General features: G+C 34.6%; 27 protein-coding genes. 6 read left to right on the top strand and 21 right to left on the bottom strand.

The window, feature by feature from the left end; genetic code table 11:
- Positions 1–187: 187 nt before the first annotated feature.
- The 6 genes from EDD66_RS10395 to EDD66_RS10420 all read right to left on the bottom strand — a co-directional run bounded on the left by EDD66_RS10395 (position 188) and on the right by EDD66_RS10420 (position 5214).
- The gene (locus EDD66_RS10395) at positions 188–1843 is read right to left on the bottom strand and encodes a LolA family protein (protein WP_123609506.1); all 1656 of its coding nucleotides are present in this window, start codon (positions 1841–1843) and stop codon (positions 188–190) included.
- Positions 1844–1858: 15 nt separating this feature from the next.
- Positions 1859–2392 carry an RNA polymerase sigma factor gene (locus tag EDD66_RS10400; protein ID WP_123609507.1) on the bottom strand — a complete coding sequence of 178 codons (534 nt, stop codon included), beginning with the start codon at positions 2390–2392 and terminating at the stop codon, positions 1859–1861.
- 395 nt (positions 2393–2787) lie between these two features.
- Positions 2788–3342, bottom strand: coding sequence for a rubrerythrin family protein (locus EDD66_RS10405; protein ID WP_123609508.1), 555 nt, complete (start codon positions 3340–3342; stop codon positions 2788–2790).
- Positions 3343–3452: 110 nt separating this feature from the next.
- Complete coding sequence (locus tag EDD66_RS10410; protein ID WP_123609509.1) at positions 3453–4028, bottom strand: HD domain-containing protein; 576 nt, start codon at positions 4026–4028, stop codon at positions 3453–3455.
- Complete coding sequence (locus EDD66_RS10415) at positions 4025–4654, bottom strand: UbiX family flavin prenyltransferase (RefSeq protein ID WP_243115340.1); 630 nt, start codon at positions 4652–4654, stop codon at positions 4025–4027. Before EDD66_RS10415 ends, EDD66_RS10410 begins: the two co-directional genes overlap by 4 nt.
- A gap of 68 nt (positions 4655–4722) precedes the next feature.
- On the bottom strand, positions 4723–5214 hold the full coding sequence (locus tag EDD66_RS10420) for a hypothetical protein (protein ID WP_243115341.1): 492 nt from the start codon (positions 5212–5214) through the stop codon (positions 4723–4725).
- Between the two features lie 268 nt (positions 5215–5482).
- On the opposite strand from EDD66_RS10420, the gene EDD66_RS10425 reads away from it, so the two are divergent.
- Complete coding sequence (locus EDD66_RS10425; RefSeq protein WP_123609510.1) at positions 5483–5683, top strand: chorion class high-cysteine HCB protein 13; 201 nt, start codon at positions 5483–5485, stop codon at positions 5681–5683.
- Between the two features lie 42 nt (positions 5684–5725).
- Here the strand turns inward: EDD66_RS10425 and EDD66_RS10430 are convergent, their stop codons facing one another.
- Positions 5726–5947 carry a hypothetical protein gene (locus EDD66_RS10430; protein WP_123609511.1) on the bottom strand — a complete coding sequence of 74 codons (222 nt, stop codon included), beginning with the start codon at positions 5945–5947 and terminating at the stop codon, positions 5726–5728.
- A gap of 205 nt (positions 5948–6152) precedes the next feature.
- Between EDD66_RS10430 and aroC the strand changes: the two genes are divergently transcribed.
- Positions 6153–7253 carry a chorismate synthase gene (gene aroC / locus EDD66_RS10435; protein ID WP_123609512.1) on the top strand — a complete coding sequence of 367 codons (1101 nt, stop codon included), beginning with the start codon at positions 6153–6155 and terminating at the stop codon, positions 7251–7253.
- A 41-nt stretch (positions 7254–7294) separates the two neighbouring features.
- Here aroC and EDD66_RS10440 read toward each other — a convergent pair whose 3' ends face one another.
- Positions 7295–9088: a methyl-accepting chemotaxis protein gene (locus EDD66_RS10440; RefSeq protein WP_123609513.1), complete on the bottom strand. Its 1794-nt coding sequence runs from the start codon at positions 9086–9088 to the stop codon at positions 7295–7297.
- 204 nt (positions 9089–9292) lie between these two features.
- Between EDD66_RS10440 and EDD66_RS10445 the strand changes: the two genes are divergently transcribed.
- Both EDD66_RS10445 and EDD66_RS10450 read left to right on the top strand, forming a co-directional pair.
- On the top strand, positions 9293–9841 hold the full coding sequence (locus EDD66_RS10445) for a biotin transporter BioY (protein WP_123609514.1): 549 nt from the start codon (positions 9293–9295) through the stop codon (positions 9839–9841).
- 124 nt (positions 9842–9965) lie between these two features.
- On the top strand, positions 9966–10505 hold the full coding sequence (locus tag EDD66_RS10450; protein ID WP_123609515.1) for a helix-turn-helix domain-containing protein: 540 nt from the start codon (positions 9966–9968) through the stop codon (positions 10503–10505).
- Positions 10506–10527: 22 nt separating this feature from the next.
- Here the strand turns inward: EDD66_RS10450 and EDD66_RS10455 are convergent, their stop codons facing one another.
- From EDD66_RS10455 to ppsA, 4 genes are all read right to left on the bottom strand, one after another.
- On the bottom strand, positions 10528–11376 hold the full coding sequence (locus tag EDD66_RS10455; RefSeq protein ID WP_123609516.1) for a patatin-like phospholipase family protein: 849 nt from the start codon (positions 11374–11376) through the stop codon (positions 10528–10530).
- Between the two features lie 92 nt (positions 11377–11468).
- Positions 11469–12473, bottom strand: coding sequence for a tryptophan--tRNA ligase (gene trpS, locus EDD66_RS10460; RefSeq protein ID WP_123609517.1), 1005 nt, complete (start codon positions 12471–12473; stop codon positions 11469–11471).
- A gap of 147 nt (positions 12474–12620) precedes the next feature.
- On the bottom strand, positions 12621–13862 hold the full coding sequence (locus tag EDD66_RS10465; RefSeq protein WP_123609518.1) for an MFS transporter: 1242 nt from the start codon (positions 13860–13862) through the stop codon (positions 12621–12623).
- Positions 13863–13865: 3 nt separating this feature from the next.
- Positions 13866–16487 (bottom strand): phosphoenolpyruvate synthase, encoded by a 2622-nt coding sequence (ppsA, locus tag EDD66_RS10470; RefSeq protein WP_123609519.1) that lies wholly within the window; start codon positions 16485–16487, stop codon positions 13866–13868.
- Between the two features lie 173 nt (positions 16488–16660).
- Between ppsA and EDD66_RS10475 the strand changes: the two genes are divergently transcribed.
- Entirely contained in the window at positions 16661–17248 is a 588-nt protein-coding gene (locus EDD66_RS10475; protein ID WP_123609520.1) for a TetR/AcrR family transcriptional regulator, read from the top strand.
- Positions 17249–17376: 128 nt separating this feature from the next.
- Positions 17377–17856, top strand: coding sequence for an S-ribosylhomocysteine lyase (locus EDD66_RS10480; RefSeq protein ID WP_123609521.1), 480 nt, complete (start codon positions 17377–17379; stop codon positions 17854–17856).
- 60 nt (positions 17857–17916) lie between these two features.
- Here EDD66_RS10480 and EDD66_RS10485 read toward each other — a convergent pair whose 3' ends face one another.
- The 9 genes from EDD66_RS10485 to EDD66_RS10525 form a co-directional block, all read right to left on the bottom strand.
- Positions 17917–18585, bottom strand: coding sequence for a M15 family metallopeptidase (locus tag EDD66_RS10485; protein ID WP_170164320.1), 669 nt, complete (start codon positions 18583–18585; stop codon positions 17917–17919).
- A complete protein-coding gene (locus EDD66_RS10490; RefSeq protein WP_123609523.1) occupies positions 18578–18862 on the bottom strand; it encodes a phage holin family protein in 285 nt (94 codons plus the stop codon). Before EDD66_RS10490 ends, EDD66_RS10485 begins: the two co-directional genes overlap by 8 nt.
- 17 nt (positions 18863–18879) lie before the next feature.
- Positions 18880–19110 (bottom strand): hemolysin XhlA family protein, encoded by a 231-nt coding sequence (locus tag EDD66_RS10495; protein ID WP_123609524.1) that lies wholly within the window; start codon positions 19108–19110, stop codon positions 18880–18882.
- Between the two features lie 159 nt (positions 19111–19269).
- A complete protein-coding gene (locus EDD66_RS10500; RefSeq protein WP_123609525.1) occupies positions 19270–19899 on the bottom strand; it encodes a hypothetical protein in 630 nt (209 codons plus the stop codon).
- Positions 19900–19917: 18 nt separating this feature from the next.
- Positions 19918–22014, bottom strand: coding sequence for a WD40 repeat domain-containing protein (locus tag EDD66_RS10505; protein WP_123609526.1), 2097 nt, complete (start codon positions 22012–22014; stop codon positions 19918–19920).
- A gap of 4 nt (positions 22015–22018) precedes the next feature.
- Positions 22019–22546, bottom strand: coding sequence for a putative phage tail protein (locus EDD66_RS10510; RefSeq protein ID WP_123609527.1), 528 nt, complete (start codon positions 22544–22546; stop codon positions 22019–22021).
- Complete coding sequence (locus EDD66_RS10515; protein WP_123609528.1) at positions 22547–23566, bottom strand: baseplate J/gp47 family protein; 1020 nt, start codon at positions 23564–23566, stop codon at positions 22547–22549. It lies immediately after the preceding gene.
- Complete coding sequence (locus EDD66_RS10520) at positions 23559–23957, bottom strand: DUF2634 domain-containing protein (RefSeq protein WP_123609529.1); 399 nt, start codon at positions 23955–23957, stop codon at positions 23559–23561. Before EDD66_RS10520 ends, EDD66_RS10515 begins: the two co-directional genes overlap by 8 nt.
- Positions 23958–24224: a hypothetical protein gene (locus tag EDD66_RS10525; RefSeq protein ID WP_123609530.1), complete on the bottom strand. Its 267-nt coding sequence runs from the start codon at positions 24222–24224 to the stop codon at positions 23958–23960. It lies immediately after the preceding gene.
- Positions 24225–24227 lie beyond the last annotated feature (3 nt).

Raw genomic sequence — 24227 nt, forward strand, 5'->3', positions numbered from 1 at the left:
CATAGTAAAATACCCATCCAAATATAATTATATTCTATCATACTTGAAATGAAAAAGGAGTTTTATATAATACAAGTTCTTGCTGATTATATAAAAAGAAGGGACTTTTGCAAAAATATAAAGTTCTTCTAAATTTCAGAAAAGTATATTGTGCAAAAGCCCCTTCTTCCAGTTATTAATGACTGCTTTACTTTGTTTTATCGTATCCGACTACAGTCCATATTCCTGTAGAATCTTCTCTTACCAGTCTCTTTAAGTATACGTAACTTGCTGGGGAATTGTCATCGTTAATCTTTGCAACTGCATAAACACCTGAATTTTCTTCAATTGTTATGCTATCATAAGCAATCGGATAGTCTCCCTGAATTCCATCTGGCATAATTAACAGACTTACAAATACTTGTGTAACATATGCAGGGTCCAGTCTCCAAGGGGAATGACCTGCATCTGCACTTTTTTGCTCACTTTCTTCTATTTCCATATTAACTTCAACAGTGACTTCCGGTTCATTCGTATCTACCTCTTCTTCTGGAATGATCATTTCACCTTCTGATATCTCTTCTACAAAAATCTTCATTTCATCTAAAGAAATATCTCCAAGAACGGAATATTCCTTTCCATTTTCAATCCAGCGCACCCTGCTGATATCTGTCATTCCAGCATATGATCCGCCACCGATAAGAATTCCTTCACTATTGTCCAATGATACAAATATTTCAGCAACATTGCCATTCACTTTACCAAGCACAGCAGAAGTATCCGGTCTTAATTCTCCATCTGCTTTCATTTGTGTAATGATTACAGTATTACTTTCATTCTTGTAGTATAAGTTTAAACGGTTATTCTTTATCTCAACAGCAATCGTCTTTAGACTATATCCTTCTGGTATCTGTGAAATAAGCTTTGGTTCAAATCCAATGATTTCTTTTGCTTCTTGTATGTTTTCAAACACCTGCTCTCCATTCTTATCTATTTCTCCAAATCCTTCCGGAATATTATATTCAAGGAGTTCTGATGGAATCTCATCTAAATATTCTATCTCCGTATAAGTAATTTGATACTGGACTGCATTCTCCATTGCTGTTTCTCTTTGTAATGGAAGGTTTGTCTCTTTATCCACCCATAGGTAATATACTGCTCCTCCATCAGGGGTCACTTCTATTTTTGAAGTTTCTCTTCCTAATATGTTCTCTTCTCCAATCACTTTTACATTCACAGCATTTTTAATATTCTCAATTTCTTTCCCTAATTCAAAAGTAAAGCGATATGCATCTGGAAATGCTGAAAATATATGAACTTGCTTAGTATCTTCTCTGATTTGCCATTTTTTATCTCCATTATTTACTGTTACCAGGCCTTTCATTGAACCTTCCAATTCTTTCAGATAATAATTTCCGTTCCGATCTGCCCAGACTTCTCTTCTTCCTTGAAGAACTTTATCTCCTTGTCCATTAAGTTCAACTACTTCAATGATTCCATGATACGCTTTTAATTCTTTTAATGCTTTCTCCATTGCATTTACAATATTACCATTATTCGTTGGCATAAACATATTAACAAGGAACACCAATGCTACCACAGCTGCTGCTGCAACTGTTCTGGTTATCCATACATATTTATTTCTTTTATTATTCATATTTGCAGCTCCTTTTACTGATGCAGCTAACCTGCGTGAAAAATTCTCATCCGGATACTCTGGTTCTTTTAGATTTCGAATAGTACGAACCGTATCCATAAGTTCTTCATAATCAGCTGATTCATTGAATTGATTATGTTCTATTGGTTTTACTTCCTTATTAAGCTGATCTATATAATCAGATATTTTCTTTTCCATATTGTCCATAGTTATCCTCCTTTTCTATATACTTTTCTTTAATACTGTTCCAAGACTTTGCAATGCCCGGTACTGTATTACCCGAATATTACCTTCCGATTTATTCATATATTTAGCTGTTTCTTCAACGGAATATCCTCTTAAGATACGAAGCTCTATGATTGTCCTTTGTTCATCATTTAATGTCTTTAATGCATTTTCAGTCCATTCACGAATTGCATAAGCATCTGCAAAATCGTCTTCTCCTAATTTTCCCGGCTCAACATCATCTATGTTCATCATAATTCCTTGTCTTTTGCTTTTTCTCCAATTATCCCGGATGATATTTAATGCTATGGTTTTTAAGAAACTTCTGCATTTATCCATTGAGATTTTTTCATCTTGCAAATAAGGAAGTGCCTTGGCATAAGTCTCCTGGGTGATATCTTCTGCCTCTTCTTTATTTTGAACTTTATAATATATGAAACGATATATATCTTTCCAAGTGGCAGAGCATATTTCTTCAATCAGCTCATCATTATTTTTTATTGATTCTTTCTTTTTTCCCTTATTAAACATTGCATTTGTTCCTCCTTTCTCTATCAATTACTCCTTACACTTATAAAAACGAATATAAAGATAGAATGTTACAAAAAAATATGAGATATTCGAATTATTTTTCTTTTAGTATAATGCCACTACAGACTAAGATGAGTTTTCATGCAAGCATGATTCATCTTAGTCTGTAGCGGCGCTTGACTTGTGCCTTCGCGCAAAAAAAAGCCTCATCACTAGTTTAAACTAATGACAAGGCATCATAATATTGAAGTTACAATTCAGCCATAAGCTCGATTTCGCGACCCTGCATCTCGCTTTGGCAGAACGCCATATAGAAAGCCGTGTACAAACTGCCCTTAGTGTGCAAGCACCCACGTGCAATTTGCATACTACTTTCTGCATGGCTGAACTGTAACTTAAAATTCTTTATAAACTTCTTTTTTTGCACCACAGACAGGACAATTATCCGGAGCACCATCTAAAATTGTATGTCCACAGATCGGGCAGATATAAACAGCATTTAATTCAATATCTTTTCCTTCTTTTGCCGCATTCTGAGCCTGTGTAAATAAATCTACATGTATCTTTTCTGCTTCTAATGCAAAGTGGAATGATCTTTCTGCTCCTTTTTCTTCCTGATATACTGCTGCATTTAAATACACTGGATACATCTGCTCCACTTCATGAAGTTCTCCATTGATCGCACCTTGTAAATTATCTACTGTTTTACCAATTCCAAATACTCCGCCTGCTGTAACGGTAGCATCCGCGATATCACCATCGATTTCCTTAAAGTGGTTGTTCGCATGAACTCTTTCTGCGAAAGAAATTGCATCAAAAAGTTTAGCGATATTAGGGAATCCTTCTTTTTTAGCCACATCTGCCCAATATAAATATCTCATATGTGCTAAACTTTCACCACCGTACGCTGAATGCAAAAAGTCACTTGTCATAGCATTTTTTACTGCCATTTCTGATACCTCCTAAAAATTATTTATTTTAAATATATATTACACTTATATTATTGGCATGTATTAATATTTTAGTAGTCTTTCTAAATTATTTCATATGTCTGTTATAATTATTCCTCATGATTTCCTAAGCCAATGGCTTCAGCAACTTCACGCATGCCAAGAATTGTTTCATTAATAACTGTGTCCAGGTCCATTCCTAATTTACTGGCACCTTTTTCAATAATACTGCGATCTACTCCTGCAGCAAAACGCTTGTCCTTGTATTTCTTCTTCACTGATTTCAATTCAATATCCATAACACTTTTACTAGGTCTCATAAGAGCCGCTGCAGTTATCAGACCTGTCAGCTCATCAATTGTATATAATACTAATTCCATACGCTCTATTGGCTCAATATCGCAACATATCTCAAAGCCATGACTTGCTATTCCATGAATATAGTCTTCATCAATATTTCTCTCTCTTAGTATTTCCTGAACTTTAATACAATGCTGTTCCGGATATTTTTCGTAGTCCAAATCATGAAGCAATCCTATAATAGCCCATTTATCTATATCTTCTTCCCCAAAAAGATTGGCAAAATGCCTCATGACCCCTTCTACAGTTAATGCATGTTTTAATAAGGAATCGGTTTTATTATATTCTGTTAATAGATTCCATGCCTGTTCCCTGTTAAGTCTCATCTGTTATCCTCCTTATCTTTCCATCTCTTAAAACCTATCACTTCTATATCAAATTTGTCAAGGATTTTTCCTACAATTTGCCTGTTCATATCTTCAATATCAGCCGGTTGATTATAATAAGTGACCATTGGAGGTATTACCATTGCACCAGCCTCTGCCAGTAATAACATATTTCTTAGATGGATAGTACTTAATGGAGTTTCTCTTGGCACAACAATCAGTTTTCTTCCCTCTTTTATTGTAACGTCAGCCGTCCGCAGCAAAAGGTTGTCTGAAAAACCATTGGCAATACCTGCAGCAGTTTTCATACTACATGGGATAACGACCATCCCCTCTGTCCGAAAAGTTCCACTGGCTAATGCATCTCCAACATTGTTATTATCATATACATAATCTGCCAATTCCTTCACTTGATCCAGCGTATATTCTGTCTCATCTCTGATGGTCAGTTGTGCTCCCTTTGATATTACAAGATGTGTCTCCCAATCTGTATGTTCCTTCATTAATTCTAATAGTGTGATACCAAGGATTGCTCCGCTTGCTCCACTCATACCTATAACCAGTCTTTTTTTCTTATTGTAATTCATAATGTTTCCTTTCTCATCTATCTTTCTAATTAAAACCATTTGAATCTTCTAATAGGCTGCCTTAAAAAGATTAATATCTTGTGGCAGCCCTTAAGATTTCTATATTACTAATAATATTTTCTGCGAACCTCTTTCGTAAAACCATAATCTACGATAACCGGCCTATCTTTGATCTGTCCCCAATTGGATGCCCGTCCAAGATCTCTTAATATCAACTCGTAATCACGGGCAATATCCTGTAATTCCTTTAAATGATATAATTCCCTGGCATTTTTTACTTTAAAATAATTCATTACATAATATATATTTTTAATCCTTTCAGCTCTTTCCATAATAAGATACCTAAAGTCATCGGAAACAGTTAAAACTGTGGCAAATATTTGTAAATTACTATTTTTTGCTATATCATATTCTACTTTGTTTTGAGCAAATCCACGGGGGTTTTTTGCAACTTTTACAACATATCCATTACCTAAATCATATACTCTTCTTCCTGATCCTTCAGCAATATATTTATATTCTCTATTTCTAAATTTTGATTCTAAAGTATTAAAATCAAAATTATTATTTCTAATTAATTTATTCTCATTTTCACTCATATTGTGACCTCCACTTAGTAGCAAATAAATCTTGTAATTCATAATATTCACCAGATTCATTTATGTTCGCTTACAAAATGGATAAGTTTTCATGAGAAAATATTAATATTAAAATAATGATTCCTTTTATTATATCAAAATATTATATAACTTCCAGAGATATCTAATATTTTTATAAATTAATTAAAAAATTTCTTCCTAAAATAGGAAACTGACCAAGCGTCACTACATATTATACATTGTAATTATAATTTAGGAGGAACTAAAAATGAGTGATTTAACAGCTACAAATTGTGGTGGAGGATGTTCTACAGGAGGTAATAACAGTCTTTGTCTTATTCTCATTCTCTTACTCTGCTGCTGTGGAAATGGCAATGGTTTTGGCGGATTTGGTGGTAATGGTTGTGGCGATGATAATGGTTGTCTCTTACTTATTATCCTTCTTTGCTGCTGCGGTAATGGCTTCTAGTTCTATCTTAAACAAAAAGGCTGCTAAAGCAGCCTTTTCGTTTTATATTTTTTTATTTTTTAGACAAGCAATACATTCTTTGTCAATCTCATATACAGTATTGTCTTCTATAATTAATTCTGAAGTCTCACCAGTTTTCTTAATAATTTCTTGTGTTTTATATTGATCGGCTACAAAGTTTCGATTCATTTGATATGGTCTTTTATAATCACCGGTATTAACATGTGATTCCTTATTATTCATCTTATCATTATAATATTTCATAGTTCTGATGTCCTCCTCTTAGTGGTATTATAATAGATAGCCTTCGCCACCTTACTATATGTTATGATAAATTCCTTTAAAATGTCCCATTATTATTCTTTTTTCTTATAATATATTGTTGTTGAATCCCACTATTATTTCCTATATAATGTATTACAATATGTATCAACGTATCAATATGAACATTTACAGAAGGGAGAAATCTATGTCTGGATCAATATATGGAAATCAATTTCGTATCTCTACCTGGGGAGAATCTCATGGCAAAGGAATTGGTGTTGTTGTCGATGGTTGTCCTTCCGGACTTAATCTGGAAGAATCTATTATCCAACGTTATTTAGACAGAAGAAAACCTGGAAGGACGAAATATTCCACTCCAAGAAAAGAATCTGATATGGTAGAAATTCTATCGGGTACATTTGAAAATAAGACAACTGGTGCTCCAATCTCCATGATGGTACATAATCAGAACCAACATTCTGGAGATTATTCCGATATCGCAAGTTATTATAGACCGGGACATGCAGATTATACTTTTAGCGAGAAATATGGTTTCCGGGACTATCGGGGAGGCGGCCGTTCTTCTGGCCGTGAAACCATAGGGAGAGTAGCCGCCGGAGCAATTGCTTCCGGTATATTGAATGCCCTGGGAATTCATGTAATGGCATATACAAAATCTATTGGAGATATTACGATTAATTATAATAAGTGCAGTAAAGATAATGTGATGATAAGTCCTCTTTATATGCCTGATCTGGATGCTTCCAGCCTGGCAGAAGATTATCTGTTAAATATTATGAAAGAGCAGGATTCTGTAGGCGGTGTTATAGAATGTATCGTTACTGGAATGCCTGCTGGTGTGGGCGATCCAACCTTTGAAAAACTGGATGCTAATCTGGCGAAAGCAATCACATCAATTGGTGCCGTAAAAGGTGTAGAAATTGGAGAAGGATTCGGAGCAGCTAATTTACTGGGATCAATGAATAATGATACCTGGCAGTATGACAATAATAGGAATCTGTCCAAACGCTCCAATCATGCAGGTGGTATCTTAGGGGGTATAAGCGATGGCTCTGAGATCATACTCAGGGCTGCAATTAAACCTACCCCTTCCATAGGTAAAACCCAGGAAACAGTAAATAATCAAAAAGAGAATATACAGATAAACGTAAAAGGACGTCATGATCCGATTATCGTTCCGAGAGCAGTTGTTGTGGTTGAGAGCATGGTGGCTATTACATTAGTAGATATGCTATTTGCCAATATGACTTCCAGAATGGATAAAATTATTGAATTTTATAAATAAGAAAAAGGCTTTGGCAAACAGATATCATTTGCCAAAGCCTTCTAAGCTATCTGATCTATACAAGAAAATAAATCGGCATCTTTCTCTTCTTCGTCAAATGACAATTCATTACTTGAATTTATATTTTCATCTTCCGGTAATATGAATCCTTCTAATAATTCTTGTAATATTTCTGCTTGTGATAAAAATTCCTCACTGGTTGCAAGACTTTCTTCGGCAGCTGCTGAATTTTCTTCCACTGTTTCTATTAGATGATCACTATATTCCATAATTCGCTCCAGTTTATCTTTCTCCGCTAAAGCAGAACTATAAATAGATTCCATATATTCTTTCGTATTCATAGTGGACTCCAGGATAGATTGGAATTTTTCTTCTGTCTCTTTCGCTACGATACCGCCTTCTCTGATTGCATTAATACTGCTTTTTATCAAATCAGAAGTAGATTTCGTTGCTTTCGTACACTGGTTTGCCAGTTTTCCAATCTCCGATGCCACTACTGCGAAGCCTTTTCCCGCTTCCCCTGCTCTGGCAGCTTCAATTGATGCATTTAAGGATAATAGGTTGGTCTGCTCTGCTATTTCATCAATAACACGTATTACATCAGATATTTTACTTGTATGTGAGGTGATTGCTTCCATTGCATTCACTAATGATCTCATATACTCACTGCCCTCTATCGCCCTGTTTTCTGTCGTTGATGATAATTCCGTGACATAACTTGTATGACTGGAATTCTCATTTACCTGTTCCACTATTTCCTGAATATGCTTTCTTAATAAGGTTATGGAATCTGTCTGGCGCACTGCACCATTAGATATTTCCCCGGCAGAAATTGCTATATGTTCTGCACCTTCATGAACCTCGATTCCAGCAGCTTTCACTTTATATAAGAAATCACCCAGATATACCGTAATCTGCGCTAAAGCTTCTTGGATCGGCTGAAAGTCACCCTTATATTCAATCTCGACTTTTGCCGTCATGTCTTTGCTTGCCAGTGTATTTAAAACCATTGTAATATTGTTTATGTACTCTTTTAATCCAAATATTGTAGTACGGATGGAATCACACAAGACACCAAATTCATCCTTTGAATCATACATTAAATCCACATTTAGATTTCCCTTTGAAACTTCCTCCATCGTATCTTTAATGGCCTCTACCGGCATAATGATACTACTTATTACAACTTTAAATATATACAAAGCTCCTACTATTCCTATCAATAATAGAACTGCAAAAATACTTAAGCTTACTATTGTTCTGAAATTGGCATCTTTAATATATATCTTGGCATAATCCAGGGAAGTTAAAGCAATCGCATCTAATTCTTCTGATATATGATTGAGTATAGGAGAATAATCATTTTTGTAAATACTATTAATAGCCTCTCTGTCCCCCTTACCTGCACTTTCTACAATATTTTTCCGGTATCTGGCTCCTTTATCTATCTCATTTTTCAGACTTGATATTCCTTCTGTCTCCGGTGTGTTTGTCAGCACCTCAATATTTTGATCTATTATTTTTATTGAATTTTCTAACTTTCCATGCTGCTCCTCTGCCAGATCTATATATTTTTTGATTAAATTATCTTGCTTGGTCATATATGCCTTATTAATGTTATTCTCAATTTTTTGTATTGAAATCTGAGCATTTAAAACACTTTCTTCTAATTTATATGGGCCGGAATAAAATAGAGCCACTTTCGAATTAAGATTAATAAAACCAAATAATCCAATGATCACAATGAGTAATGTGATCATTCCAATAAAACCAAATGTAAGCCCTAATCTTTTTCGAATTGATAAATTCATAAATTTTTCTTTTCTCTTCATCATATTCCTTCTCCTTAACAATACCCTTTTACTTATATTACATATTACAGAATCAATGTAAATTTTATGTTTTAGGAAAGTAAAGGTTCGTTTAACTCTTATTGTTAACCTTTTATATTTTTAGGTTGACAATACCCCTGGACTAATATATACTTCATTTATAATCAAAATGGAACTACATATAAAATACATAAAGGAGATAATTAAATGAAGCAAAAGAAAATACTTACCGTTCAAGATATGGTCCTGATTGGAATGTTCACAGCCATACTCTCTATCTTATCTCAGATATCCTTCCAATTACCCGGGGGAATACCAATAACTCTTCAAACATTTGCAGTTGCTTTACTTGCAATTGTTCTGGGCGCTAAACTGGGAACTTATTCTGTATTAATATACCTGTTAATAGGAGCTGTGGGTTTCCCTGTATTCGCAAATTTCAAAGGTGGCCTGAGTGCTTTAGCCGGTCCAACGGGAGGATATCTTATCGGTTTCATTTTTATGGCTTTTATCACCGGCCTGGGGAAAGGAAAAAAGTTCCCTTTACGTATCCTTTTCAGCCTATCAGGACTTTTGGTGTGCCATTTACTGGGTTTAGCCGTATATGGATTAATTACAAAAACATTACTGCCTACTGCTCCTTTCTTCTTTATAAAAGATGCTGTGACTATATTTTTCTCACTTATTCTTGGATACCAGATATCGAAACCAATTGATTCTATGCTTATAAAACAAACGAAACAGATATCCTTATGATTAGGAAAACCTTTGTCCTATTGACATTAATTTATTAACGTGTATAATAAAAATAGTTCTCGTTTAGTGTAGCTAAACTAAATGTTTACTAATAATGATTAGGATAACGGGGTGCATATTTTAAGTGATGATTGGAAGCAAAATTAAAGAGTTAAGAATACAAAAGAATTTAACTCAGGAAGAATTAGCAGACAGAGCAGAACTTTCGAAAGGTTTTATATCTCAATTAGAAAGAGATTTAACTTCGCCTTCTATTGCTACTCTTGTTGATATATTACAATGTTTAGGAACGAATCTTGAAGAATTCTTTACAAATACCACCTCAGAGCAAGTCGTATTTAAAAAAACAGATTTCTTTGAGAAATATGACAATGAATTAAATAATAAAGTACAATGGATCATTCCAAATGCCCAAAAAAATATGATGGAGCCTATACTGCTGACACTTGATCCAGGTGGTTCTACATACCCTGATAATCCACACGAAGGGGAAGAATTTGGATTTGTACTCAGTGGAAATATTAATATTCATATTGGATCTAAAGTTTACAAAGCAAAAAAAGGGGAAGCTTTTTATTTCACCCCAAATAAAAAACACTATATTACTGCCTCAAGTAAGACCGGAGCCAGCCTATTATGGGTATCCACACCACCAAGCTTTTAATGTAAGAAGAATGAGAGAGTTTCTAGTCATCAGATAGAAACTCTCTCATTCTTCTTACATTTTTCTTAGCATCATGAATTCCTAACCGGTATGTGTCAACTAATTTCTCCCGGTTTCTTTCCAAACGGTTCACTAAAAGTTTTTCCTCCGGCTGGATTATGACTGCCTTTCCTTCTGCCTGGAGCTGATAGCAGAATTCCAGCGTCTCATTATATTTTTTATCTCTGGTCATTAATAATTCCACTAACTCAGGATATTCTCCATAAAGATATTTACATAGCCTGTGGCTGTATTCTCTTTTCTTTTGATATCCTTTATGTCTGGTCAGAACGATAATATTCTTTTCATTCCCATCTTCTATGGATCTTCTGATTGGAATCGGATCTACAATTCCACCATCCAATAGTTTTTTCCCTTTATAATCCACAATTTTAGATAAGAAAGGTTGAGAACAGGAAGCTCTTAGAAAATTAAAATTTTCACTATATTCTTCTTTTTCACAATACACAGGCTTTGCCGTTACGATATCCGTGGCTCCTGTTATAAATCTTGTACTGGATGAAAAAAAGTCTTCTATATTAAGAGGTTCTAATTTATTTCCCAATTCATCAATAATAAAGTCAAAATCAAAGATACAGCCTTTCTTAATAAAATTTCTAAGACTTATATATCTGGGATCATTTATATATTTCGTAAGGATCGCAAAATTTCTCTTCTTCTGTTTTGCTACATATCCTGTCCCATTACATGCACCGGCTGACACAGCTATTACATATGGAATATCAATTTCTTTTTCCAGGAAATATTCTAATACTCCGGCAGTGTAAATACCTCTCATACCACCGCCTTCTAAAACTAAACCTACGGACATAATTTAATCCTTTCTATAATTTAATGATACATTAGGCAATTGAGAACCATAGAATAAGGGCAAGCCATAAATGGCCGCCCTTATTGAACTAACTATCTTATCTTTTCTGGAAGGCCAACCTTCTTTTGTACTTTTCTAAGAGTCTTACCTGCAAAATAATTTGCTTTTTCTGCATTTGTTTTTATAATAGTATCAATATATGATTTATCTTTGGATAATTCAGCAACTCTGTCCTGAACCGGTTTTAATACACTTACCACAGATTCCCCAACCGCAAGTTTAAAGTCTCCATATCCTGAGCCCGCAAATTCTTTCTCTATTTCTTCTTTTGATTTACCAGTACATACACTATAAATATCAATAAGATTCTTAATACCTGGTTTCTCGTCAGAGTATATGATTTCACTGCCAGAGTCTGTTACTGCTCTCTTGAATTTACGTATGATCGTATCTGTGTCATCCATTAGATAAATACTTCCATTGGGGTTTTCATCAGATTTTGACATCTTCTTCGCTGGCTCCTGCAAACTCATGATCTTGGCACCAACCTTGCCAATATAAGCTTCCGGGATTGTAAATACATCGCCGTAAATATTATTAAATCTCTCTGCAATATCTCTTGTAAGTTCAAGATGCTGCATCTGATCCACTCCTACCGGCACCACATCTGTCTGATATAAAAGAATATCTGAAGCCATTAAAACCGGATACGTATATAATCCTGCATTGATATTATCAGCATGTTTCTGTGACTTATCTTTAAATTGTGTCATTCTGTTTAATTCGCCCATATAGGTGAAACAATTTAAAATCCAACTAAGTTCTGCATGACCTGATACATGGGATTGATAATAGATACAGTTCTTCTCAGGATCAAGTCCTGCCGCAATATATAAAGTAAGTAATGCTCTTGCTCTTTTTCTTAACTCTGCCGGATCTTGCCTTACTGTAAGTGAATGCAGATCCACAACACTAAAAAAACATTCATACTCATCATTTAATGTGACCCAGTTTTTTAAAGCTCCCAGGTAATTTCCCAGTGTAAGATTCCCCGTTGCCTGCATTCCGCTGAATAATATTTTCTTTCCATCTAACATTGTTGCACTTCCTTATCTATCATAGTCTTATCTTTACTTGTCATATATTAATATTATAGTTCAGCCTTAAGCTGTAACATATTATAAGGTAGTTTATCACAGAGAAATATATTTGTAAAGGAATGTACTAATCAGAAAATCTTTGTCTTACTTACCTTTTTTTGATATTAGCAGTACAGATGCCCCCAGCATAAGTAAAATACTTACTCCTACTGCAACATAAATTTCAGTAAAATCAAGGAAGATCCCATAAACCAACGCTCCAAATGGCGCTCCTCCTCTTGAAATCATTGCTACAAGAGAGAATACACGTGCCATATATTCATCCGGAGTTTCCTTTTGGATGATAGTTTGTAACGGTATTGTTATATAGGTATGTGCACCACTAAATATACACAAAGTACCGGATAAAACTACAAAATATAAAATGGAACTATTCCCTAACGAGACTAAGACACCTGGTAAAGTCAACATCTCAAAAAATATCATGGCAATAATAAGAATACTATTTCCTAATTTCATTGGTTTCATCACGTTTTTTTCTTTTTTAAACAATAGATTAATGGATATACTACCCATTAACATACCTGCCACTATGATTGTCTGGAGGATACCATAGCTTTCCCTGGGATAATCTAATTTCTTTTGAAACAGTAACGGTAATATTACTCCGAAAACAGGCTGTATTACAAAGTAAGTAATCAAAAGAAAATAGCATAATTTCTGGATTAATTTATTTCCATGGATAAACTTTATCCCTTCCACCAGATCCTTATAGATTCCTGAAACTCCTGATGTTATATTATATTTTCCATGAGAGTATTTTATAAACATCTCACTCATACCGGAGATTAAAAAGGAAATCCCATTGATTAAAAATAATATAGTAATTCCGAAATTTACATAAAGTGCAGAACCAAGAACCGGACCAATCAGGTAGGAAAGGCTTTTTAGCGCTGCAATCTTAGAATTAATTCCAGTTAACTCCTCTTCTTTTACCAATTGTGTCAGCATCCCTCTTGTGGCAGGTTCAAATAAACCATTTAATAATGAAATAATTATTTGAACGGTCAGCAATAGGATTAGATTCATATTACCCGTATAGGTCAGAAATGATGCAAATAGGATTACTCCTCCGCTGATCAGATCCGTTACCACCATAATTGCTTTTCTATTCAGGCGATCACCAAGTACTCCTGCAAATGGGTATACGATCAGTGCCGGCAGAATGGACAAAAATGAAGAAATCCCTACTGTGGTAGTGGAACCGCCCATATCTAAAATATATAGTGGTATTATCATTAACTGTATGCTCGTACCTACATCAGAAACAAATCTTCCTAAAAGATACAATAATAAATTTGTATTTGATTTTGTCATTTTATTCATATATTATCCTATGATTTCTACATATCCTTCCGTCCCATTTACCCGGATCTTTTGTCCATCCTTAATTAATCTGGTTGCATTTTCAACACCTACAACTCCCGGCAGCCCATATTCTCTTGTAATGACAGCCCCATGAGTCGTAAATCCACCTACTTCTGTAACCAGACCCTTTATAGTGACAAAGAGAGGTGTCCAGCTTGGATCTGTAAACTGGGTAACCAGAATATCCCCTTCTTCAATATTTGCATCCTCTACCGACAGGATCACTCTGGCACGACCTTCAATGATACCAGTAGAAACAGGGATTCCACATAATGCCCCGGCTGGTATCTGGCGATCTTTAAAACCAATTTGTGGCACATAGCCATCATTTGTCATGATACGGGGTGGTGTCAATTTATCAAATCGGATATACTCTTCTTTTCTCTTCCTGATTATTTCATAATTTACTTTATGTGTCTTTACTGCTTCATATAGCTCTTCAAAATATAAATAGAAAATATCTTCCCTCTCTTTTATGACCTGGCTGTGTATTAATTGGTCTGCTACCCGGAGCAATGCATTTTTATATAATTGGTAGCGGCACACAATATAATATTTGGGATATTCACGGCAGCCGATGAAATTACGGAGTAAACTTATGTTTTCTGCCATTTTTTTAGCCTTTTTCCTTCCTCCAGGAAGCTTCTTGATAGCTAAAATAATTTCATTTCTTTTGGAAAGGGCTTCTTCCTTTCCTTTTGTAAAATTCTCATAATGTTCTTCTCTTTTTAAAACCCGGATATTATTTAGCAGGATAGGAACTAATTGAGTAGGTTTTTCCAAAAATCTCTCTTTTGTAATATCGATTTCACCAGGACATCTCATGCCAAATTTATCAAAAAATTTCATTAATTCTCTCTTTACATCCACACCACCTGAAAGCTTGACTATATCCTCAAGAAAAGTATCATCCTTTGGATTCCCTGAAATATATTGGTAAACTTCCGGATATTCACGTATGGAATCTGCAACATCACATAAGCTCAATCCCATCTGGGTCGTTATATTATTGTCTAAGGATTTTGTTAAAATATCTGCTGCATTTTTTATTCCCAGCCACTTTTCTACCTTTTTATTAATAGAATCATTGACAAGGATAGCGGCTATAATTGCTCCTAACATCTTAGGATGGTAAGCCATATCGTATAGTTTTTTCCGGTCATTTTTGATAAACTCAAGAATCTCTGCTTCAGATTGTTTTTCTAACTGGTCCCTGGTATCTTTTATTTCCTTTTCAAATTCTTTGATTAAATCCTCAATGATTTTAGGATTGTTTTTCTTGTATATTTTAAAGGTTTCTTTGATAGAAGCAGCAGTAAAAATACCCCCTTTAATATTTCTCTTTCCTTTAGGTAAGGATGCCATAAATTCTTTATCTGCTGTTAAATTTTTTAAAGCATTTTGAATCAATGGGTCCTGTTTACCAGTTGCCATCACTAAACGTTTTTTTCCCACGGTGGAAGATAAATCATGAGTAATATCCGTATAAATGCGCCCTCCGATCTTCTCCATAGAAGAATCAGAAAGCATTTCAAAAAATGACATTCCTAACGGTCTTATGGCATCTGTCATCATCTGGGTATGTCCAATTGACATGTAAACCCGTGGGTTTTTCCCGGCAGTAACGTCCGGCAATGGAAACAGGGTAGTGATGGAACGGCTTTGTACAATATAAAACTCGTTATTGATCTGGCACCATTCAATATCTTGTGGTGCTCCAAAATGATCTTCAATCTTTTTACCTATGGAAGCCAGTTCCAGAATCTGAATATCGGATAGTACTCCCTTTTGATTTCTTTCACTTATTTTGATTTCTTTAATCCCACCGTTTAGGTCCGGTTTTATTTGAAAGTCCTGATTCCCTAAAGTCTTTTCTATAATTTTCCCAGCTCTCACTTTATAAATATCAGGATTTACGATTCCCGATACCATTGCTTCTCCCAGTCCCAATCCTGCATCAATAGATAACGTTGTACGATCCGATGTCATTGGATCAGCCGTGAACAGAATTCCGGAAGCCTCAGATAAAATCATTTTTTGCACCACCACAGAAAGTAATACTTTTCTGTGATCAAAACCATTCTGTATACGATAGGTAACAGCACGGTCCGTAAAAAGAGAAGCCCAGCACCGGATGATGTAGTTAAGAATTTCTTTCTTACCTATGATATTTAGATACGTATCCTGCTGACCGGCAAAAGACGCATGGGGAAGATCTTCTGCGGTAGCACTGGAACGAATTGCATACCCCTGGTTGTCATCATGTTTTAATAACTCTCTGTTTATTTCCTCCTCAATTCCTTTATCTATTGTGATATGCTCAATAATATTACGGATACTTTCACTTAATTTTATTATGGCTTCTCTTTCTTCCGCCTTTACTGTAGATAATTTATCTAATAAAACATTTATTTCTGAATTTCCTTCAATCGCTTTTTTATAAGCATTGGTAGTGACGCAAAAACCATCCGGTACTTTGATTCCTTCTATCTTTGATAATTCTCCCAGATTTAAACCTTTCCCTCCCACCTCTGAAAGATTATTGCTTTTCATATCTTTAAAACTCAATACATAAGAATTCATATGATCCCTCCACAAAAGTTTTGAAATTTGTTTTTATATATTTCATAATATATATTCAAATGAATTTTGTCAATATGTTTTGAAATTTTATTTGAAATATTTCAAAACTATGATATACTATATCCAACAAGAGATTATCTTACAGAATACAATGGATTGAAGGAGTTATAACAATGAACGGATATGAAAAAAGAACCAATGCAAAAAAAGAGTCTATTATTAATGCAGCCGGTGAATTATTCGCAAATCGTGGAATCACTGATGTAGGAATAAGTGAAATAGCAGCAAAAGCTAATGTATCACAAGTATCCATTTATAATTATTTTGGTGATAAAAATGCGCTTGCCAAAGAAGTTTTAATTAAATATCTTGATACCATCATTGAAGGATATGATGAAATATTACAAAGGGGAATTCCTTTTTCAGAAAAATTAAAGATAATCATGGAGAAAAAAGAAGAGGCTGTAAATGCTTATGGAAAATCCCTCTTCAGTAAATTTGCATGGGAAGATAAGACCTTCCAGCAAATCTATAAGGAAGCTCTGAATAACAAAGCAGTCTCCATATATACAAAATTTATCGAGCAAGGAAAAAAAGAAGGAGCCATTGACAGGGATATCCCTGATGAAGTTATACTTCATTTCCTCCTCTCCAGTGTATCATTTATGGAACAGTCCAATTACCTATCCACAGATCCCAAATACAAAATGGGAATTTTAAGACTTTGTTTATATGGTATAATTGGCAAGGAAGAAAAATAGCACTTATCAGAAACCTCTAAATATGATATACTTTTTAAGAAATATTATTTATATCTAAATAATTCGGACCAAAATATAAGGTGTATTACTTTATTGATTTACTATCATTAGACAATATGGAGGATATTATGAAACCAATCGCCAGTTTTACAATTGATCATATGAAATTACTTCCTGGGGTATATGTCTCCAGAAAAGACAGCGCAGGCAATTCTGTTATAACCACCTTTGATTTAAGAATGACCAGACCTAATTTTGAACCTGTAATGAATACCGCAGAAATGCATGCAATTGAACATTTGGCAGCAACATTTTTAAGAAATCATGAAACTTATGGTTCTAATATTGTTTACTTTGGGCCAATGGGATGCAGAACAGGATTTTATCTTCTTTTGAACGGAGATTACGAATCAAAGGACATCGTTCCTTTGATGATAGAATTGTATGAATTTATTAGAGATTATGAAGGAGAAATCCCTGGTGCTGCTGCGATTAACTGTGGTAATTACCTTGACATGAACCTTGGGATGGCAAAATATCTGGCAAATAGATATTTAAGTGAAGTGTTATATGATATTGCTGAAGAAAGACTGATTTATCCGGAGTAAAAATTATTTATTAATATCAAAGAAAACCCTGACCAATGAATTCTGATCAGGGTTTTCTTTTTATACAAATAAATCTTTTAAAGCTTTTTTAGCTAATTTCCCGTTGTTTTGAAAAGGATAGTCCTGTTTGGCTCTAAATTTATTAACAGCCTCCCTGGTCTTTATCCCCCATATTCCATCAACGTTTAATTTTATATTTAATTTCTTGTTAAGAGCTTTCTGTATTGCTTTTGTAATATATTTATTATTACGATTTTGCATAAAGGAAGTTGTAAAATCCCCCTTAATTTGAAAATGGGGACTATCCGGATTACAACTCCAATTGGCCCCTGCTTCAAATCCGTACTTCTCCATTGTCTGAATGATAATCTGGGTTTCTTTATCTTTCGCATTCCAAATAGCCGTCATTCTCCCATCAACCATACGTTGAGGTACAATGTCCACTGCTTTCCTTGATTTATGTACACTGTTTAAAGTCCATGTCTTCTTTGAAGCCCTGGGACAACAGTAAGCAGTTGCAAAGGTGGTATTGATTCCTTTCGCAGTCACTTCTGATATGGTCCTTCCCTGACAGTATAAATAATTCTGCCTTTCCTGGGATCGGTAAGTTTCAACGATTAATGGGTTGACACCTTGCTTTCTTATATCAGCCAGAGCAAGATTCAGTAATACCTGAACCAATATATTTAACTCTTTTATATCCCTGCACTGATCTGTTACTTTAGACATTTGCATTACCATCTTTCTTACCATTAGAATCAATAAGATTCCTCATAGCTTCATATAGTCCGGTAGATGCCAACCCACTTACCATACCACCTAAAATAACAGTTGCATTCATATTTGGAATATTAACAATAATATTAACAACCGTGCCAAGGCAAAGCATTATTGCAGGTATGTATTTATTCTTAATAAAATCTAACTGTTTCATTGCATACCCAACACATAAACAGATTCCCAAAACTACTAAGACAATGTAGTCTTGTAAAAAATTTAATTCCATAATAATTCCTCATTTCTCTAAAAAATATTCTGTTGAACTGCATAAAAAAAGAACCCCAGCAAACTAGTTGCTCCAAGTCCTATTAACCAATAGATTGCTTTGGTTTGATTTTCGATTTTCTCACATAGATTTTTGATCATAGTATTGGCTTCTGCCTGTGTGATTTCAAGCCGGTCTAATCTTTTGGAATGATCGTTGAGTCTCGTATCATGAACATCTAGTCTATGCTTGATTAATTCTTCATCCATATGTCACCTCACATTTTATAAAATTTTATAGTGTGGCTTCTCCTCTTTTAAAAGCCAGTATGGGATATAATCATCCAACAGTATACTCGGTAAAGAAAGGAGAAACCCTGAAATTATATATAAAAATAGAGTCTTATGCATTTGCTTCAAAGACTCCTCCTAAAATGTAATATTTACAGCCATTACATCATCCTTGGATGTGGCCGCGTTGATTTTCGCTTCCATGCTTTGTTGTTTATTTACAACCAATCGGACTACAGACTCTATTTCGAATGCCAATTGTTGCAGTTCCTGTAAAGTCCAGTCGTAGGTACATGGTTCACCTTGAACATTCCAAGATGGCTGATAATCTGTTTCTGATATAATAGCTATTTGACACATAAGAATCATCTGAGTAAGCAGAGATTGTTTTTCTTTTGTAATAGTATACTGTTTCTCAGTATTTCCGTGACAGGAAGAAACAATTGGATTCTCTTTCAGATAAACCTCCAAATTTTCTTTGCTTTTAGCTATCTGATAAGTTTTTAGTTCTTCCAATGTACACATTTCATAATTTATTGAAGGATTAATTTTTTCTTCAATATTATTCAGTTTTCTAGCTACCTCATCGACATTCCTAAGAGTTTTTGTATGCCTAAGTATTTCATTATTTTCATCAAGAAATCCTACAATTACATCATACAAGCCAAGATCAAAATCTTCTTTGGAAATAGCTACATTATCCCCCTCTATAGGAAGAGTACTTTTTTTAACGATGACATATTTATCATTATATTTGTAATAAAACATTTAAATTTCCTCCTTTCATTAAGGGAAATATTGAATTGCGTATGTATCACTATTGGTAGGAAACCCTAAAGATTTAATTAGTGTGAAATTCATTGTAAAAGTTGATTCGTTCACTGATACTGCGTAAATATATACATCTCCTGTTGCAACTGAAATAGCAAGTCTTGTCCCATCAGAATTAAAATCAAATACTGCGGAATGTGATGAGTTCTTACCAAGTAATCCTGAAATTGAATATGGTCTTCCTTGTATATAATTATAAAGAAAATAATAAGGTGAATTAGGATATCCTGTAGTAAGAATAAAACCTGTATTGGAAATTGCCACACCACAAGGGTATATAGTACTGGTAATATCTGCGTTATGAGTTGTTTCTCTTTCTAGAGTTACTGTTCTATTTGATTCATTAAATGTATATACACTTAAATTATAACGCGATGGTAATCCGGTAAGAGAGACTATTCTGCTATAGTTTTTATTAAATTTTACTATAAAAGGATATCCCACACCATACTTAACAGAACCATTGTGACTATAACTCCCATCAGTATTTTTGTAATATGCGTATATACTCCCTTGGCTAGAGCCACTTGCAGCTGCGCTATATACAATCATTGTTCCCGCATAATTCATAGAAATACTAAATATCGAATTAGTATAACCAATGCTAAAATATGTTAACTGTACAAAAGTATTACCATTGTTCTTGAAAATAATAATTACATAATCGTTATTACCATTATTCCTATACAGTGAAGCTACAGTATTACCATCTCCTGATATAGTCGTTATGCTAACAGAATTATAGGTTAAACCTCCTAAATTAACAGAAGATGGTACATCCCAGAAAGAAGAGTATACGTCTCCAATTCTTTGAAAGACTATATTGTAGTGTGCAAGATATCTACCATCACTTGAATAAGTCGTATTAGAACTATAGGTAGAACCTTGGGCAAGTGTTGTGACATTTCTAACATAGGTATCACTAGAAACATTACATATTGATAATCCATATCCAGGACCGCTGCCACCTTTAGCTATAGCTAAGTATGAACCTTTTTGTGATATTAATTTCCATGAATTCCCATCCCACATATGTGCTGTTTCAACATCTAGTAACCCACCAAGCTTAGAATATACCATAGGTCTTCTTAACATTACACTCGTTGAAATATCTCCAGATATATTACTGACTAACCAGTCTGCAGATGAATCATCTATTTCTGATGTAGAGACTATTACTGACTTATTATCCGTAGTTTTAATAGAGTGTGAAATACTTTCTTTTCTAAGTGTTGTATCACCTACTACAAACATAAGTGTCCCATCTGCTACCCCTGCGGTAAATGCATCTACTATTTGAATCTTACTAAATGTAGCCGAACTCTTAACCCAAATATGACCATTTTTAACAGCAGTAGGTTGAGATTCTTGTATTGACAATGGAAAATTGTAAAACCCAGGAGTAGCCATTGAACCTGCTACACCATAGATGGATACACCACTTTTTATATTTGACGATATTAAGGCTGGTTCTGCACTTTGCAACTTATCGGTAGTAACTTTTATTTCTCCATCTCCAGCTCCTCCCTTTTGATATCCTTTTTCTGGATATACAGCTAAGGCTCCATCTGCCCATTTGGCAATGCCTGATGGTGTTCTTATTCCTGTAAGTATTGGTATATTACCTATCAATCCTGTATCATTATCGTTGCTGAATGTCTTTCCCGCTAGTACATGGTCAGCGGTTGCATTTCCCTCTGCACTAGCTTTGATAAAAAAACAGTCACCAGCTTCATCATACCAAATTGTAACTGCTTTACCTGCAATAAGAGTAGGGGCAGCGGTTGTTCCTGGTTTGTATAACTTCTTACCATTTATAGTAGTTGATGCTCCTCCATTCCCTGATATTACTTTAAAGGTTTTGCCAGCTCCATCTTCCAAAATGACATCCGATAAAATAATGGCTGTAGCTGTTCCCCCTGCTGATTCAAACTTTCCGGTATTCCCTAATACTTTATCAATCTTATCAAAGTTATTATTCAGTCCGTCAATACTTATGTATTCATTATTCTGTTGCTTTTCTAAATTATAATTTTTTGTATATTTTGCCATTTCATCACCTCGATCTTAATTGTTCCCATGTATAAGCATTTGCTTCATTCCATGTCATGTTAGCTACATCTTTCCAAGTATTATACACATATTCAAATGTAAAAGATAAGTGAGCGGGCTTAATTTCCTCAATGGTTAATTTCAAATCAGCCATATTAGGAGGCAGCCCTTTTGTACCCACAAACTTTACACGAAAACTATAGTCAGATGGGTTTTCAATTATCTCAACCTCGCCATTGGAATAGGACGTTGCAACCTCTTTTATCATCTGCTTCGTGACTGTACCGGTTCCTCTTGCCCTTGCTATGATTCGTTCTCGCCGAAATTCTTTTGACTTGGTCACATCTACCGTAAGTCCATAAATTTTTTCGTATCTGCTTAACAGATCTGTTGCCGTACTGACAAAGCATTGGTCAATGGTTTCATTAAAGTCAGCCGCAACATGGTTGATTTTATTGCTAAGGATTCCTTGTAATTCTTCCATTGTATTATTATCATCATAGACCGGAGGCAGTAATTCCATTAAATTCATCTATACCACCTCCGCTAATGTAATAGCACCTAAAATTGGCATGTCTGTTTCTCCTATGGTAATGTTAGCTGTTCCTCCATCTATTAATAATGAATTATAGTCTTTCACTCCCGGAGTTGATAACAGGATACTTCCAATCTTTGCGAAACTTACACTGTAAGTCTCGAATACTAACTCTCTAAAATAATCTGCTAATGCTGATGTAAATGCAGCTACTGTATCCTCATAGGTCTGTGTTCCATCCAAAACTATATTGGCAGTAATTCCAATTACTTTTTCGCCCGGGCTGTCTACTGTAACATTTGCTCCTATTGGACGTACCTTCTCAATATAATCATAAACTGCTGTCTCCAAAGTCTGATCAATTTCCATATTACTATCTACGATCAATATTTTTACTGTACCATTCCCATTCCATAGTGGAAATACTTTTGCATCACCAACACCTGGAACTAATAATGCCCACTCACGGTAATTAAATGTATTTCCACTTGTACTAGGTCTTCTCAGATAATTAAAGAACCGTTCACGCAGATTATGATCTGATTCTTCATCTGCACCACTTGCAATAATATCTGTCAGAGTTGCCGTAACACCATTTACATTTTCAATGGCTTCTAATGGACCACTATATGTATTTCCAATTTCACCATGCTGTTCACAAGCTGCACTATATGTATTGGTATCTAATAATTCTTCGACCACATAAATGGTATCATTGAAACTCCATCTCGAACCAACTGGAATTTCTCCATTGGTTACTATTTTTCTGATTGCATGAGTCGCCTCTTTACGGGTAATTCCATAATCAGCTACAACACGATCAAGATATTCACCAACTGCAGTATCCCCGGATACCAGATCAATAAAATTATCCAATTGAACATAAGTTTCAGCAATCTTATAGACACAAGGAGCAATCGCTCTCATGATCAGACTGCCTTCCTGTTTATCAATGTCTTCTGTAATCATACCCAATGCTTCCTCTAACAAGTTCTCATATGTTCTGTCTTCAAACATCTATTCTCACCTCCCCAAAGAGTGTATTTGCAGTAAATGAAATGGATAATTTGTCGTATTCTGATTTTACATTAAAGTCTGAAATACCAGTTATATATTGATTCATCATTAAGCAATCTTCCACCATACGTTTTGCTTCCATTTCTAAATACTCCTGTGTATAGGCGTGTCCGATCAAATCCTCTATTTCGCTGCCATAATCCCAGGAAAATATATTATATTTGTATCGACTGGTTTTAAGAGCGTTATAGATCCAAATCTTTATGGCTTCAACACCCTCTACAATCTTACCTGTAAATTTCCCTGTATCTAAGTTGATACCATATTCTTTAGGGACTTTTATCACTTCTTCCGCCGACACCTGACCATCTGTTTCGAAAGGAAAACTCATTTATACCACCCTTCCAATAACTACATATTTTGTTTCATCTAATTTCATTAAAATAACCATATCTCCTTTTTCCAGAGGCTTTATAAAAGTTTCTGGATCTATATACCACCCTGTTACTAAATGTTGTGAAATAAATAAATCATCTTTCTCTAATTTAAGATTATTTAGATAACATGAATTCGAACTTTCCATAGTAACAAGGAAAACATTATTAGAAGTGCTGCCCGTATTTCTCATGATCTTAATTAATTTTTCATATCCATTCATACT

Source organism: Mobilisporobacter senegalensis (assembly GCF_003752155.1).
GTDB lineage: Bacteria > Bacillota > Clostridia > Lachnospirales > Lachnospiraceae > Mobilisporobacter > Mobilisporobacter senegalensis.

What these genes read in the sequence shown, in the direction of transcription:
- EDD66_RS10395 (WP_123609506.1), bottom strand. Translation starts at nt 1,843, where the DNA reads ATGGACAATATGGAAAAGAAAATATCTGATTATATAGATCAGCTTAAT.
- EDD66_RS10400 (WP_123609507.1), bottom strand. Translation starts at nt 2,392, where the DNA reads ATGTTTAATAAGGGAAAAAAGAAAGAATCAATAAAAAATAATGATGAG.
- EDD66_RS10405 (WP_123609508.1), bottom strand. Translation starts at nt 3,342, where the DNA reads ATGGCAGTAAAAAATGCTATGACAAGTGACTTTTTGCATTCAGCGTAC.
- EDD66_RS10410 (WP_123609509.1), bottom strand. Translation starts at nt 4,028, where the DNA reads ATGAGACTTAACAGGGAACAGGCATGGAATCTATTAACAGAATATAAT.
- EDD66_RS10415 (WP_243115340.1), bottom strand. Translation starts at nt 4,654, where the DNA reads ATGGTTTTAATTAGAAAGATAGATGAGAAAGGAAACATTATGAATTAC.
- EDD66_RS10420 (WP_243115341.1), bottom strand. Translation starts at nt 5,214, where the DNA reads ATGAGTGAAAATGAGAATAAATTAATTAGAAATAATAATTTTGATTTT.
- EDD66_RS10425 (WP_123609510.1), top strand. Translation starts at nt 5,483, where the DNA reads ATGAGTGATTTAACAGCTACAAATTGTGGTGGAGGATGTTCTACAGGA.
- EDD66_RS10430 (WP_123609511.1), bottom strand. Translation starts at nt 5,947, where the DNA reads ATGAAATATTATAATGATAAGATGAATAATAAGGAATCACATGTTAAT.
- aroC (WP_123609512.1), top strand. Translation starts at nt 6,153, where the DNA reads ATGTCTGGATCAATATATGGAAATCAATTTCGTATCTCTACCTGGGGA.
- EDD66_RS10440 (WP_123609513.1), bottom strand. Translation starts at nt 9,088, where the DNA reads ATGATGAAGAGAAAAGAAAAATTTATGAATTTATCAATTCGAAAAAGA.
- EDD66_RS10445 (WP_123609514.1), top strand. Translation starts at nt 9,293, where the DNA reads ATGAAGCAAAAGAAAATACTTACCGTTCAAGATATGGTCCTGATTGGA.
- EDD66_RS10455 (WP_123609516.1), bottom strand. Translation starts at nt 11,376, where the DNA reads ATGTCCGTAGGTTTAGTTTTAGAAGGCGGTGGTATGAGAGGTATTTAC.
- trpS (WP_123609517.1), bottom strand. Translation starts at nt 12,473, where the DNA reads ATGTTAGATGGAAAGAAAATATTATTCAGCGGAATGCAGGCAACGGGG.
- EDD66_RS10465 (WP_123609518.1), bottom strand. Translation starts at nt 13,862, where the DNA reads ATGAATAAAATGACAAAATCAAATACAAATTTATTATTGTATCTTTTA.
- ppsA (WP_123609519.1), bottom strand. Translation starts at nt 16,487, where the DNA reads ATGAATTCTTATGTATTGAGTTTTAAAGATATGAAAAGCAATAATCTT.
- EDD66_RS10475 (WP_123609520.1), top strand. Translation starts at nt 16,661, where the DNA reads ATGAACGGATATGAAAAAAGAACCAATGCAAAAAAAGAGTCTATTATT.
- EDD66_RS10480 (WP_123609521.1), top strand. Translation starts at nt 17,377, where the DNA reads ATGAAACCAATCGCCAGTTTTACAATTGATCATATGAAATTACTTCCT.
- EDD66_RS10485 (WP_170164320.1), bottom strand. Translation starts at nt 18,585, where the DNA reads ATGTCTAAAGTAACAGATCAGTGCAGGGATATAAAAGAGTTAAATATA.
- EDD66_RS10490 (WP_123609523.1), bottom strand. Translation starts at nt 18,862, where the DNA reads ATGGAATTAAATTTTTTACAAGACTACATTGTCTTAGTAGTTTTGGGA.
- EDD66_RS10495 (WP_123609524.1), bottom strand. Translation starts at nt 19,110, where the DNA reads ATGGATGAAGAATTAATCAAGCATAGACTAGATGTTCATGATACGAGA.
- EDD66_RS10500 (WP_123609525.1), bottom strand. Translation starts at nt 19,899, where the DNA reads ATGTTTTATTACAAATATAATGATAAATATGTCATCGTTAAAAAAAGT.
- EDD66_RS10505 (WP_123609526.1), bottom strand. Translation starts at nt 22,014, where the DNA reads ATGGCAAAATATACAAAAAATTATAATTTAGAAAAGCAACAGAATAAT.
- EDD66_RS10510 (WP_123609527.1), bottom strand. Translation starts at nt 22,546, where the DNA reads ATGAATTTAATGGAATTACTGCCTCCGGTCTATGATGATAATAATACA.
- EDD66_RS10515 (WP_123609528.1), bottom strand. Translation starts at nt 23,566, where the DNA reads ATGTTTGAAGACAGAACATATGAGAACTTGTTAGAGGAAGCATTGGGT.
- EDD66_RS10520 (WP_123609529.1), bottom strand. Translation starts at nt 23,957, where the DNA reads ATGAGTTTTCCTTTCGAAACAGATGGTCAGGTGTCGGCGGAAGAAGTG.
- EDD66_RS10525 (WP_123609530.1), bottom strand. Translation starts at nt 24,224, where the DNA reads ATGAATGGATATGAAAAATTAATTAAGATCATGAGAAATACGGGCAGC.